Source organism: Lysinibacillus sphaericus OT4b.31 (assembly GCF_000392615.1).
GTDB classification, from domain to species: Bacteria; Bacillota; Bacilli; order Bacillales_A; family Planococcaceae; genus Lysinibacillus; species Lysinibacillus sphaericus_B.
Genome location: NZ_KB933398.1, coordinates 1,132,191 through 1,146,444 on the forward strand (window position 1 = coordinate 1,132,191; position 14,254 = coordinate 1,146,444).

Consider the following 14,254-nt stretch of genomic DNA (forward strand, 5'->3'; position numbering starts at 1 on the left):
AAAATCTGAATAATCAGATAACTCAGGGGGGGATGAAGGATGATGCAAGTTCAATACATGAAGCCATTTTACACAAAAATTACTGGAGATAAATTGCGTCTCGTATTTGCTTATCAATATTTCTCTATATTAAAAGAGAATGAGATTTTCCATTTCATACCCATCGAAGGAAAAGAAATGATTATCAACTTGCATACACAACAAATCGAAAATTTATCTGAGGTATTCGTTTTCCAAAAGGGAAATCGTTTCATTCGTTTACCACTTTATCAATTATTACTCATTACAAATGTCCATGAACATCTAGCACCCATTCTTGAAAGCGCTACACCGAAACCGCAAATACCGCTTGTTTCTTCGGTGACAGTGGGTGAGATAAATCAACTTATAATCGAAATCGAGCAAAAAAACTATGATTATTTAATCGACAAGGCACTGTTAGATTACAATGAGGGGCTCTTTTTTGAACTACTTCACCAAAAGAGCAATCAACTCGGAGGTTTCGAATCTTGAATACATGGCACAACAAATGAGCACCCACTTTCATTGAAAAGGAGGGGTGCTTTTAAATTTAACTTGTCATAAATAGTAGTTGAAAAATTGTAAATGTCGCCGCTAGAATATGGATAATGTTGTTAAAAAATACGAATTGCACGCTTAACAGAAATTACCCTAGACCGATATTAATAAAAATACAATATATGGAGGTGGATAAGCAATGCTTGGCAAATGGTCAGCTACGGGGATGTCGATTCTAAACAATATGAACCGGCATTACAATGCAATGAGCAAGTCAATGTTGCGAATTTCCTCAGGTTATCGCATAAATAGTGCAGCGGATGATCCAGCGGGACTCGCAATTTCCGAAAAAATGCGTGCGCAAATTCGTGGTTTGAACATGGCGTCGAAAAATATTCAGGATGGAATTTCACTTGTTCAAACAGCAGAGGGCGCACTGAATGAAACGCATGCCATGATTCAGCGGATGCGTGAGCTAGCAGTCCAGTCCGCCAATGACACAATGACAGATAGCGATCGTCAGCAACTGGATTTGGAGTTTCAGGAATTAAAAAAAGAAATTCAACGTCTCTCAAAAGATACCGAGTTTAATACAAAAACACTACTAAATGGTGACTACGCAACGAACGGCATTAAAATTCAGGCCGGTGCCAATGCTGGGCAAAGTATTGAATTGCACATCAATGATATGGGCGCAGGGGCGCTTGATCTTGATGACACAACCTCTATTGCTACAAGAGAAGACGCGGATAAAGCCATTTCTACGTTGGACGAATCTTTAAAGCGAGTATCCAATGAGCGTTCGCGCCTGGGTGCCTATCAAAACCGTCTTGAGCATGCCTATAACGCAAACATGAACACTGCTGAAAATTTAACGGCAGCCGAGTCCCGTATTCGTGATGCAGATATTGCGAAAGAAATGATGAATATGGTAAAATCACAAATTTTATTACAAGCCGGTCAATATGTATTGGCCCTGCATATGCAACAGGCTCAATCAATCTTAAAATTGTTAGATAGCGGAAAGATAAGGAATCCCAGATACTAATGGAGATTCCTTTTTTTTGATAAGCAGACCCTGAGCAAACGCCTGTAAAAGTGCAAACATCGCCGAATAATTCGCGAATTTTACCCACTTACCCTTAGAAAAAGCGACAAATTTTTAATTTGAAGCAACTAGTATTTTTCCACTCTTATTCTTGTTATAGTTTGTAGAAAAGGAGCGATGGCTTTGATTGTTAAACCGTTTATGCCTTCACCACGCACACTTGGACTGCAAGCACTCGTAGCTCGTCTACCGTCAACACATCCACAGTAGCAAAAATTACAAAAGGATCTAAAAAATAAGGAAGCGGGTGATTTTGGTGAGCAATACATTATGAACGAGCTTCAAAAATTACAACCACTCAGCGATTGTCACATATTCCACAATGTTATGCTTCCCACTATCCTTCCGATGCAAATCGATATTTTGATTATTACACCAAGCGGAATCATTATTTTAGAAATAAAAAATATTCGAGGAACTGTACATTTTAAAAGTGACCCTCGTCAGCTCATCCGTACCACGGAAAACAGGAGAAGTTCGTACCTTTACACATCCTGAAATTCAACTTGAGCAATATATACAGGCAATGCAGCATTTCTTAGATGCTCATCGCATTACTATGCCTTTATATGGCGCAATAGTTTTTCCTTTCAATAATGTAGATGTTCATCGAGAGGGAAGCGGATTGCCAATCGTCATGGGGAAAGAGTTGCCGATTTATATCCATAAGCTATTAGCAAGGAAATTGGATTTTGCTATAAACGATGTATCGCACATCATTTTGTCACAGTTGCAGCAGCAAAAGAATCCGTTTCCACTTTGCCGATACTATCATATTGAACCGTCTGTTTTGCAAAGGGGTGTTTATTGTGAAAGTTGCGGTCAGTTTGGCATGCTGAAATTAAAAGCAACATGGTTTTGTCAGAAGTGTGAACGTCGATGTAAAGAGGCACATGTGTCGGCGCTTAAGGATTTTTATATGCTTGTGGGCGATACGATGACGAACAGGGAATGTCGCGACTTTTTGAATGTTGGTAGTCCACATGTTACAAAACGCTTATTGCAAAGATTGTTTCTAACCCGTAGTGGCACTGGTAAAAACACAAAATACAACTTGTCGCTTCTAAATGGAAAAAGCTGAAGAAAAACCGAAATCGCTGATAGAAGAAATAAAACCGCTGATAGCGAATCGGAAATCGCTGATAGAAGACCCAAAATCGCTGATAATCCCGCAAAAATCGCTGATAAAACTCAAATACAACCAGCCTACACCCCAACCAAAGTAAATAGAGCACAGAAAACGCTTCAAAATGACAAATTGATTCACACTTTCCCTTGAAAGATGTATACTATAATGCAGAACAAAAATGCGATTGCATTTACACAACATATATAAATTTAATGACTACTCGTTTTTGAAACGGAAGGAAGAATAGAGAATGACTAAATCAATTTGTGTCGTTGGACTTGGCTATATCGGTTTACCAACGGCTGTAATGTTCGCCAACCACGGCATAAAAGTACATGGGGTGGACGTAAACCCAGCAGCAGTAAAAAGTATACAAGAGAAAAAACTTCATATAGAAGAGAACGGCTTGCAGGAGCGTCTGAACAAAGCAGTAGATGAAGGGTTCCTAACAGCGTCAACAACACCGCAGGAAGCAGACGTGTTCATCGTAGCTGTTCCTTCACCAATCAATGCTGACAATACAGCTAATTTAGAGTATGTGCGTCAAGCAACTGCATCCATTGTACCTTTTGTGAAAAAAGGAAATCTTGTAATTCTTGAATCGACAGTACCACCGAAAACAGTGGAGCATGTGATGTTGCCAGAGCTGATTAAAGCAAACCTTGAATTCGGTGTTGATTTATTTGTAGCACATTCACCAGAACGTGTAATTCCAGGTCGTATTTTTGAAGAATTAGTGAACAACGACCGTATCGTTGGTGGGATCGATGAAAAGTCATCACAAATGACAAAAGAGCTTTACCAAACATTTGTGAATGGCACAATTCACCTGACAGATGCAACAACGGCAGAATTAGTAAAGGTTATGGAAAACACATACCGTGATGTTAATATTGCCTTTGCGAACGAGTTAGCGAAAATGGCAGAGAAACTGGACGTAAATATTTGGGAAGCGATTAAGTTCGCGAACTATCACCCACGCGTAAATGTGCATTTCCCTGGTCCTGGTGTTGGCGGTCACTGTATCGCAGTTGACCCATGGTTCCTTGTGGAGCTTGGTGGCGAGCAAGCACAAATGATTCACCTGTCTCGTAATACAAATGACAGTATGCCAAGCTATACAGCACAAAAAACACAGGCAATCTTAAATCAAAACAAAATTGCAGGTGGCAAAGTAGCAGTACTTGGACTAGCCTTCAAAGGAAATGTTGATGATATGCGAGAAAGTCCATCAACAATTGTGATTGATGAACTACAAAATCTAGGCTTAGATGTGATTTCTTATGATCCACACATTAAAGAAAACAAACATGTTACACAAACACAAAGCTTAGAGGAAGCAACAAAAGATGCTGACATCATTGTTGTACTAACGGATCACAATGAATTCAAAGCACTAAACGCCGCAGACGTGACAGCAAAAACAAAAATCGTCTTCGATACGAAAAACTGCTTAAACCGTGAAAATTGGCAAGAAGCGAGCTTTGAGTTCCATTTACTTGGGGATGCGAAAAACCGATGAAAGAAACAGTACTTGGCATAAACGTCAATACGGAGGGCTACGATGAATTAATGGATATGGCATTTGAGCGCATTGAGAAAAAACAAAAGGCGCTCGTTGTTGCCATCAATCCTGAAAAAATTATCAAAGCTAAAGAAGACCCTGCTTTAAAGAAGCTATTGAATGAAGCGGAATTTCAAATTCCAGATGGTATTGGTGTTATTCTTGCATCTAAAATTCAAAAAGGGCAAATTCGTGAACGCGTGACGGGTGTGGATATGATGATGAAACTTTGCGAAGAAGCGGCAAAACGTGGTAAGCCTATTTTCCTTTATGGGGGCAAGCCAGGTGTAGCAGATGCGGCAAAGGCAAAACTCGAATCATTATTTCCTTCTATTAAAATAGTCGGCATACAGGACGGCTATGAAAAAGACGAGCAGAAGGTAATCGACCGCATTAACGAAGCACAGCCTGATTTACTTTTTGTAGCAATGGGCAGTCCAAAACAAGAAAACTGGATTAATGCGAATCGTGATCAATTGCACCCAACGATTTATCAAGGTGTGGGTGGTTCATTTGATGTGCTTGCAGGCACAGTGAAGCGAGCACCAGAAATTTTCCAGAAATTCGGTCTTGAATGGTTTTATCGATTATTAAAAGAACCTAAGCGTATCAAGCGTCAAGTGGCACTTCCATTATTTTTACTGGAAGTGGCTAGAAAGAAACGGCAGTAATTTTTAAAAAATGGTATTGTCGTTTTAAATTGAAAGTGTTAGACTGTAGGTGTATAGGAATTTCCTCTATGAAATAATAGAATTCCCTGCAAGGAAACAACGGTTGGTAGCCCAAGCGAAAAAAGCTCAAGCATATTATATGCTTGAGCTTTTTTCGTTTTGTTGCTTTTAAAATATAGAAACTTATGGTCATTTCGAATCATGGATGAAACAATCTACCAACACTTCTATTTGTTCAGCTCTTACCAGTACTATTGCGACAAACCCAGCATAAATCTATGAAATATGTACATTTATCCATAGAAAGAAAGATTTTGTTGGAAAAATTACGTGATTTTACTTGAAAAATAACCTTAGATAGTCGACAATGGTAAAAGAGAGTTAGACGTCCTATTTTTTCCGGAAACGAATTAGAAACTTTCCCAAAATATGATTGACAACTTTTAGGGATACAACTATACTTTTATGTGTAGTTGTTTATTTACTGCATATCTATGTGGTATAAACATAATTTTTGAACTTAGAGGAGGAAATTTTTCTATGGCTAACCAACCAAAGAAATACAAAAAATTCGTAGCTACGGCTGCAACAGCTACTTTAGTAGCTTCTGCTATCGTACCAGTGGCTTCTGCAGCAGGATTCTCAGATGTAGCAGGTAACGACCACGAGGTAGCAATCAACGCACTAGTTGAAGCAGGTATCATCAATGGATATGCTGATGGCACATTCAAACCAAACCAATCTATTAACCGCGGTCAAGTGGTAAAATTATTAGGTCGTTGGTTAGAAGCTCAAGGCCAAGAAATTCCAGCTGACTGGGAAACTAAACAACGCTTTACTGATCTACCAGTAACAGCTGAAGCAGAATTAGTTAAATATGCTGCACTTGCTAAAGATGCAGGCGTATTCGCTGGTTCAAACGGTAACTTAAACGCTTCTCAAACTATGCAACGTCAACAAATGGCAGTTGTTTTAGTACGTGCGATTAAAGAAGTTAGCGGCGTAGATTTAGTAGCTGACTACAAAAAAGCTGGTTTCGTAACAGAAATCACTGACCTTGAAGCTGCTTTCGCTGCTGAACAACGCAATGCAATCGTTGCTTTAGAATACGCTGGTATCACTAACGTATCTAAATTCAACCCAGCTAACAGCATTACTCGTGGTCAATTCGCTTCATTCTTACACCGTACAATCAACAATGTAATGGAACCTGAAGCAGGCGTTTCAACTGTTAAAGCTATTAACAACACAACTGTTGAAGTAACATTCGATACAGAAGTGGACAACGTACAAGCTCTTAACTTCTTAATCTCTGATCTTGAAGTTAAAAACGCTGCTGTTAAACAAACAAACAAAAAAGTTGTTGTTTTAACAACTGCTGCTCAAACAGCTGACAAAGAGTACACTGTATCTCTTGGCGAAGACAAAATCGGTACATTTAAAGGTATCGTAGCTGTAATCCCAACTAAAGTTGATATCGTAGAAAAATCAGTTCAAGGTAAACTTGGTCAACAAATAACTGTTAAAGCACAAGTAACTGTTGCTGAAGGCGCTTCTAAAGCAGGTATTCCAGTAACATTATTCGTACCAGGTTCAGCTGACGGCATTAAAGCTCCAGTTACTGTTGAAGCACTTACTGACGAAAATGGTGTAGCAACTCACACTTATACTCGTTATGCTGCAACAACTGACACATTAACTGTATACGCTACTGGTGACCGTTCTAAATTCTCAACTGGTTTCGTATTCTGGGGTGTTGATTCAATCCTTAAAGTTGAAGAAGTAACTACTGGTTCTACAATCAACAACAATTCTAACAAAACTTATAAAGTTACTTACAAACACCCAGAAACTGGTAAAGTGGTAGCGAATAAAGAATTAAACGTTTCATTCCTTGAAAACATCAATGTTGCTCCAAATGAAGCTAAAAACGCTACAGTAAACGGTGTAGCAGCAAAACAATTAACAAACAATACAGCTCCAAAGACTGCTGTTATTACAACTGATTCAAAAGGTGAAGCTACATTCACAGTATCAGGAGCAAATACTGAAGTAACACCAGTAGTATTCGCTTTAAATGATGATAAAGCACATGGTAAAGATTATGCATCTTACTATGAAGCTGACTTATTACAAGTAGCAGCTCCAAAGGTTAAATTCGGCGCATTACAAGCTGAATATTCAATCGAGTTAACTCGTGATGGTGGCGAAAACGCAGCATTTGGTTACGAAAACGGTCGAAAATACAAAGTATTAGTTAAAAATAAAGACGGTAAAGTTGCTAAAAACGAAGTCGTAAATGTCGCATTCAACGAAAATTTAGACCGAGTAATTAGCACAAATACTAAAGCTAAATTCGTTAAATTAAATGCTGATGGTAAACAAGTTGCTTTCTACGGTTCAACTGCAGACAATGGTAATACAGAAGATAAAATCACTGTAAAAACTAACGATAAAGGTGAAGCATCATTCGTAATTGGTAGCCCAGCTGGAAATGTAGATGACTATGCAACACCGGTAGCATGGATTGATATTAATAATTCATCTGCTAAAGATGGTCAACTTGATGAAGGTGAACCAACTACTATTGGACAAATTTCTTACTTCGAACAAGCGAAATTAACAGGTGGTAAATTAGTATCTGTTGATGCTAATGGCGATGACCAAGATAAATTCAAAGGTGATGAAGCAGCTACATTCCAATTCCAATTAACAAACCAATCTGGTAAGAAAATTGCAATTGGAGATACAAATGGTTATGATACGATTTCTGCAACATACACAGTATCAAATACTGGTGATAATGTTGTAGAAGTAACAGCTGATGGTGTAACAAAAGAAGTAGCACCAAACCGTGATTATACTGTAACAGTTGCTAATTCAGCTACACCAGCAATTAAAGTTAAACCAACAAATCCTGAAAAATCAGCAGCAGTTAAAGTAACAGCTAATGCAATTGTTAAAGATTTAAATGGTACAACTGAATTAAAACCATTTACAATTAATACAACTTCTGAAACAAAAGTATCATTCACAGGTACAAAAGAAGTTGGTAATTTAGAAAAAGGTATCATTGAATCATTCAATACAGATAAGAAAACATTCACTATTACTGGTAAAGATCCAGTTAAATATGCTGATGTAGATGGTAAAACATTCATCTATCGTGATACAGATAACCGTCCAGTATCACTTGCAAACTTCGAAAAAGCATTAAAAGATGCTTCTACAGCTGTAGAAATTACTTATGAGGTTAAAGATAACGAAATTACATTCTATCTTAAATCACTTGCTGCTGGTACAACACCTCCAACTAATACAGTTGAAGCTGGAGCAGTAGATACTTCAGTATCTTCAATTAAAGTGAAAAATGTTGCAGCAACTGGTTCAGGTACTACTTATAATGTAGTGTTCCCAGTTGGTACAGATTTAGCTGCTATAAAAGCTGAAGATGTAGTAATAACTACTAATAACTCTGGTGCAAAAGCATCAGCAGCAACAAAAAATGCTGATGGTACTATTTGGACAGTAGAAGTAACTGCAAAAGATGGTAAAACAAAAGCAACTTATACTATTAATGCGTCAGTATCAGCAACTGTATTAAATACAGCGAAAGTTACTACTGCAGCAGTACAAGGTAAACCAGCAGTAGGTACTGTAGGTGATTTAGGTAAAGCTACAGTTTCAGGTGTTACATTTACTGCAACTGCAGCTGCACCTGGTAATGGTGATGGAATTGAAGTTGAACTTGTAGTGGGTACTCCAACAGCTGAGGCTGAGGCTGCTTATAATTCAACTGATAATAAAGTAACAGTTACAATTAAAGCAACAGCAACACAAGCTGATGTAGTAAACGCGATTGATGCATTACCTACTGCTGATAAAGTAGTAACAGCAACTGCAGCAGCAGGAGGTACTACAGTGATTGCTGGTTCTGAAAGCACAACAGGTGGTTATGTAGCACCAATTACTGCTGTCGATGGAACTTTAACATTAACGTTCTCTGAAGCTGTAACTTTAGCTACTGGAAATGCTTTAAACTTAACTGTTGACGGAGCAACAATTGCTGGTTCAGTAGCTTCAGTTAGCACTGATAAAAAGGTTATTACTGTAACACATGCATATCATGCATCAGTTGTAGTAGGAAAAGCTTTAACAGCTATCGAATTCGGTGGAGCTAGCCTTAAAGATGCTGGTGGCAACGCTGTGACAATTTCTAATGTTCTTTCTAACTAATTTCAATTGAAAAATATTAGATAGATTATGAAATGGTCCTGTGGGAGAGAAATCTCCTGCAGGGCTTTTTCTATTTAGATTCCATTCGACCTGTCTATCTATCAAAAAAATTCAACTGAAAAGTGATATATAGAATGAACTCGTGATATTATTGCGTGGTAATCGATTTTAATATTGGCGAATCCATGCAGACATAAAAGGTAATAAATAAAAAGTTAAAGATATATTATTATCTTGATATAGAATGAAACAACTTCAATTTCTTTGTTAAAGGAATTGAAGTTGTTTCTAATTAGGAGGAGAAGATTATTATTATGAATCATTTTTAGAGAGTATTGCTGTGCCGAAACCATTGATGGAGGCAGGTGTAATTGTTGTTGTAGACCTGATTGACAATTTAATTCTGTTTACGTTTTCGTTTATTAAAAGAATAGCGCACATGTGGTACAGGAGGAATAAGATGATGGAGGAATTACAACGTTTTATTAAAGGCATTAAAAAGCTAATTGCTAGAACAATTTCAATTGATCAAGTCGGTTACGAGTCACTTCTTTTTGAAAAAGAAGAAATCGATGAAAGGTTAATTCCTATAACAATAATAGCACCGTTAACAAAACCGATTATAACATCGTCCGTAGATTTTACAGATGCAGAAGGTAATTTACTATCTTTATATATCTGTGTCCCGTGATGAGATCAGATTACCACGATATGAAGTTTGGTTAGTCAATGGTGAAGTGATTTCCAATGTTTTTGGAGACAGAGAAGATCTACATTAGAAGGTATGTAAAAATACAAGTGAATAGTAATACGTACCACAGAGAAAAGAATGTCATCGGCTATTAAGGTGAATTTCTATGTACACCACTAGAACCATTTGAGATTGTGGAAGAAGTAACGATAGAAGTCGATGAAATGCTTTACTTGGTCAATCGAATACAAGATGAATGTAAAACTTCGGAGTATTATCCGTCATTACATTGCTTATTTAGAAAAAATAGTTATCGCTAAAGAATGTGATTAGATGAGTTACTGAATTGAACTCACGACATTTCTAATGAAAAACTGACGACATTATTAGATGCCAATAGCATAGAAAAATAGAAGTGCATGCGAAACATAGCATGTGCTATTTTTGTGTGCCTAAAAACTGATAACATTATTATAAAACTGTCGTTAGTGAGTTTAAAAAATAATATAACCTTGAAAGGAGGGAAGTTTATTTATGTGGGAGAAAGTTATTTTAGCTGCACTAGTTACCATTTTTACAACACTTGCAGGAGAGATTGGGAAAGATATTGAAAAATGAATAATCGGATGAAGTAACGTAAAATGATGCAGGTTACTTTTTTTTGATTTGCTAGACATAAAAAAGGATACAGAGTATGAAAACGGAAAAAATAATAAAGTTTCAATCATGGTTATCAATGGTTAACTGAGGAGGGGAAAGCTATTACCACGATTGAAAGTTACGTCAACAATGTAAAGTTGTTTAATCATTATTTAGATTCGAAAGATTGTGATCCCAAAATATTGCTTACAAGATTTCTATTTGATAGGAGAAAAACTTTCCATTAATACAATCTACGATAAGATGAACTTGCCATTCTCAAAAGCTATGTTATGGATTGTTTTTGTAAGCGATGAACGATATAAAATTTTACGAAGTAACTTTAAAGTTAACATAAAGATAAATTCCTTATTAACAGGTGCTATTCATAAACCTCAAAAAAACATACTCTTAAAGAATAAGAGTACGCAAGTAGTTTAATATTCTGCTGCTGCTTTTGGATTTTGAATACTTAATTTTTGTAGCAAGGCTTCTTCGGTAGGTCCATCGAAATTGGCATGGAATAGTACATTATCGACTGTAAATGATGTGTTATATAGTATTTTGTCAATGGTATCTGTGTAATCATGAGTTTCTATTTTTATTTCTTGTTTAATAGCCTTGGAAATATCTTTTGCAGATACTTGCTTAAAATTAAATAAAAGAACATGAGTAATTGGTACTTCGTCTAAGTTTTGATTGTAAAATTCAGTGCAAATTGAGTAATCTTCATAAGTGTTGCAAAAAACACCTTCAAAAAATTCTTCTTTGGCTATAGTTTTGTCTTTCTCTCTCCCTTCTCCAAGTGTATCCATAAAGGAAATACCTGTCTTTGTGAAACTATTGTTTAAAGCTTGCATAAATGCTTCATTATGTATTATTGGTAGACCTGTTTCGAGCACTATTTTTTCATTGTTTACTAATAGATGATCGTTTTTTAAGATATAGGTTTGATTTAACTCTGTTCCTGCTAAATGGAAGGAATTTGTAGTAGGATTGATGGTTATATCTTCCCGTTGCTCTACATATTCTTTGAAGCCTAATATGACACGTGAATTATCATCAGATGCCTTGATTAGGTTCATTTCATGTGAAATGGTTTTGGCTCCTGGTTGAAAGTCACTGGCAATGAGTATTTCTTTTCCATTTTGTCCTTTTAGTATGCCATGAAATGCAACCTCGTTATAAATAGGGTATTCGTATTGCAGTTCACTCCAATACTCCCATATCTCATCTGATGTATTGTATTTTCCTACAACGTAACCGTATTGAGTTTGACTGCTGTGGCCTAGTATATATTCAGGAATTTGATCGCCATCAAAATCAACGAATTGCTCAGCTGTTACAGGAAACTCATCTTTCATTTGCTTGTACCACTCACTCTTATTTACTATGCTCTGCCATTCCTCTAGTGATTGAGGGAGAGTTGTTTGGGCGGGTTGCTTTTCTGTAGCTTCTTCTTTTTTTGTAGGTGCTGCTTCATTACTAGAACATGCTGATAATAGACATATTAGTAAGAAGAGTGACCATTTGTTTAACATTTATAAAAACCTCCTATAAATCTATTAATATATTCTCATCTAACCTTCATAATGATGAGGTAATGGAAATCCAATGAAGAAATTGAAATAATATTTGATAAAACGAAAAAACATCGATTATTTTTACGTTGCAAGTGGGAAAGAGAATTACCTTTGTGCCTTTTTATCATGTTAAATCCAAGCTTAGCGGATATGGAAGTATGTGATCGAACATTGGATAAATGTATTAAGATTGCTAGGAATAATTCTTTTGGTTCTATTGGTGTTGTTAATTTATTTTCTTTGCGAGCTAAAGATGCAGAAGATTTACTACAAGAGGAAGATCGAACTCATCCTGAAAATATTGAGTACGTTAAAAGAGCCATAAATGATGCTGAAATCATTGTGGCTGCGTGGGGTGAAAAAGGTGTTTGGTTTAATGCGCATTATCCAGTTTTAAAATATTTAGATGATACTGGTAGAGATTTATATAATCTTAATGTAAACAGGTACGGTATGCCACAACATCCACTATTTCAGAAGACAGATACTACTTTAAAAAAGTATGAATATAAGAAAGGAATTGTGGCTCATACTATTCCACCATTGTAAATATAAGGATGTAAAACATCGAAAAATATGTTTTTATTCCTATTAAAGTATGGATAAGAGCAATTAAAATATAAAGCCCACTTCACTATTTATCTTGAAGTGGGAATCCAGTTTTTATTGTATCCTTTTCAATTCTGCCTCATGTTGAATGGAGCGAGCTGATAGTAATTCGATAATGCGGTGTTGGCTTTCTTGAATGGCTTCTAGTCGGTTTACTTTTTCATTTGTTTCTAAAACAGCTTGTTTGATTTTTTGTTGTTCTGTTTCTAGCGATTCAAGACGATTTTCGATTGAATCAAGACGTTGATTAATTTGCTTTAGTTCATTTAATACCTTCTCCATTAATTTTAACACTCCTTTCTCCTTAGGGTATCTATTTTTAAAATATTTCTCTTTAATTTTAATCATTTTCATTATAGCACTGAAAAGTAGATTACAAGTATCGCCATTGCATTCATCGACAAAATATGACATGCTTACTAGAGAGAAAAAAGTACTAGGAGAATGTTGTCGTGATTAAAGAGTGGGATTACCTACGTGTAGTGGCGTGTTTATCCATTTTACTATTGCACACGTCTTCGTGGGTTATTATGGAAGTTGGTGCAGAACCGGAGCAGACGTTTTATTTGTTTTTACGTATTGCGCTGTGCTATGCAACGCCAACGTTTATTGTGTTGTCGATTTTAATATTGGCGAACCGTTATCGTGAGCAAATACCGACTAACTTTTGGTCGAGTAGAATTCAGTATATTTTTGTGCCTTTTTTAGTGTGGGCGTTTATAGATGCGTACCTTGTGGAGTCGATTTATCGCAAGGGCTTGTTGTGGGAAAAGTATGTGAACAATGTGGTTTATGGGGAATTTGTTGGCTGGTTTGTGGTTGTGATTATGCAGCTGTATGTGGTGTTTGCGCTGTTGAAGCGTTTTAAGTGGTCGAGCGCATGGTTTTTACCATTATGTGTGCTGATTACGCTTATTCATCATACGGTTATTTTGTTGCCATACCCAATTTTTGAAGACAATGCCATGGTGCTTCGTTTATTGTTTACAGGTTGGCTTGGCTATTTTGCAGTGGCCTATGCAATAGGGATATATTATTCGCAAATTGCGGAGTTGGCAAAGAAGTATCGTGGTGCGACAATTGTGTTGGTATTGTTATCTGCTGTATTTTTGTACATGCGTTTGCTACTCGGATACACGGAGGTGCATTCGAGACGACTCGATTTGGTACCACTAGTAGTGAGTATTGTGCTAGTTGTTATTGCTTGGGGGCAGTCGGAACCGCAGACGATGGTCGTTCGCATCATTAGTCAATATGCATTTATGATTTATCTCATGCATTGGGAAGTTCTACGCTTATCGACAGGATGGTTTGTAGCGCATTTTGGTAGTACACTTGTCCGCGTACCACTGTTAATGCTGTGGACGTTAGTCGTTTGCATCGTGCTGACGAAGTTGATTTCTCTACTACCATTTAGTCAATGGATCGTCGGAAAAATAAGGAAGCTTGTCTCATAAAAATGAAAAAGCAGTGATTTCTAGGTTAATAGAAATCACTGCTTTTTT

12 protein-coding genes are annotated in these 14,254 nt (G+C 36.7%); 10 read left to right on the forward strand and 2 right to left on the reverse strand.

Features of this window, described 5'->3' with window-relative positions; translation table 11 throughout:
• Positions 1-39: 39 nt before the first annotated feature.
• The 8 genes from H131_RS05170 to H131_RS05200 all read left to right on the forward strand — a co-directional run bounded on the left by H131_RS05170 (position 40) and on the right by H131_RS05200 (position 9,918).
• The gene (locus H131_RS05170; protein WP_010858017.1) at positions 40-513 is read left to right on the forward strand and encodes a hypothetical protein; all 474 of its coding nucleotides are present in this window, start codon (positions 40-42) and stop codon (positions 511-513) included.
• A 205-nt stretch (positions 514-718) separates the two neighbouring features.
• Positions 719-1,567: a flagellin N-terminal helical domain-containing protein gene (locus H131_RS05175; RefSeq protein ID WP_010858018.1), complete on the forward strand. Its 849-nt coding sequence runs from the start codon at positions 719-721 to the stop codon at positions 1,565-1,567.
• Between the two features lie 330 nt (positions 1,568-1,897).
• Complete coding sequence (locus H131_RS26045) at positions 1,898-2,125, forward strand: nuclease-related domain-containing protein (protein ID WP_080647623.1); 228 nt, start codon at positions 1,898-1,900, stop codon at positions 2,123-2,125.
• Entirely contained in the window at positions 2,061-2,708 is a 648-nt protein-coding gene (locus H131_RS05180) for a hypothetical protein (RefSeq protein WP_010858019.1), read from the forward strand. The genes H131_RS26045 and H131_RS05180 overlap by 65 nt, the downstream gene beginning before the upstream one ends.
• A 298-nt stretch (positions 2,709-3,006) precedes the next feature.
• Positions 3,007-4,278: a nucleotide sugar dehydrogenase gene (locus H131_RS05185; RefSeq protein ID WP_010858020.1), complete on the forward strand. Its 1,272-nt coding sequence runs from the start codon at positions 3,007-3,009 to the stop codon at positions 4,276-4,278.
• The gene (locus H131_RS05190) at positions 4,275-4,991 is read left to right on the forward strand and encodes a WecB/TagA/CpsF family glycosyltransferase (RefSeq protein WP_010858021.1); all 717 of its coding nucleotides are present in this window, start codon (positions 4,275-4,277) and stop codon (positions 4,989-4,991) included. The genes H131_RS05185 and H131_RS05190 overlap by 4 nt, the downstream gene beginning before the upstream one ends.
• A 540-nt stretch (positions 4,992-5,531) precedes the next feature.
• A complete protein-coding gene (locus H131_RS05195) occupies positions 5,532-9,227 on the forward strand; it encodes an S-layer homology domain-containing protein (RefSeq protein ID WP_010858022.1) in 3,696 nt (1,231 codons plus the stop codon).
• A 460-nt stretch (positions 9,228-9,687) separates the two neighbouring features.
• Positions 9,688-9,918 carry a hypothetical protein gene (locus H131_RS05200; protein ID WP_036129839.1) on the forward strand — a complete coding sequence of 77 codons (231 nt, stop codon included), beginning with the start codon at positions 9,688-9,690 and terminating at the stop codon, positions 9,916-9,918.
• A gap of 1,076 nt (positions 9,919-10,994) precedes the next feature.
• On the opposite strand, the gene H131_RS05205 is transcribed toward H131_RS05200, so the two are convergent.
• Positions 10,995-12,098: a hypothetical protein gene (locus tag H131_RS05205; protein ID WP_010858024.1), complete on the reverse strand. Its 1,104-nt coding sequence runs from the start codon at positions 12,096-12,098 to the stop codon at positions 10,995-10,997.
• Between the two features lie 90 nt (positions 12,099-12,188).
• Between H131_RS05205 and H131_RS05210 the strand changes: the two genes are divergently transcribed.
• Positions 12,189-12,689 carry a DUF1643 domain-containing protein gene (locus H131_RS05210; RefSeq protein WP_268891038.1) on the forward strand — a complete coding sequence of 167 codons (501 nt, stop codon included), beginning with the start codon at positions 12,189-12,191 and terminating at the stop codon, positions 12,687-12,689.
• A gap of 114 nt (positions 12,690-12,803) precedes the next feature.
• On the opposite strand, the gene H131_RS05215 is transcribed toward H131_RS05210, so the two are convergent.
• Positions 12,804-13,031 carry a hypothetical protein gene (locus H131_RS05215; protein WP_010858026.1) on the reverse strand — a complete coding sequence of 76 codons (228 nt, stop codon included), beginning with the start codon at positions 13,029-13,031 and terminating at the stop codon, positions 12,804-12,806.
• A 170-nt stretch (positions 13,032-13,201) separates the two neighbouring features.
• Between H131_RS05215 and H131_RS05220 the strand changes: the two genes are divergently transcribed.
• Positions 13,202-14,206 carry an acyltransferase family protein gene (locus H131_RS05220; RefSeq protein ID WP_010858027.1) on the forward strand — a complete coding sequence of 335 codons (1,005 nt, stop codon included), beginning with the start codon at positions 13,202-13,204 and terminating at the stop codon, positions 14,204-14,206.
• The last annotated feature ends 48 nt before the right edge of the window (positions 14,207-14,254 follow it).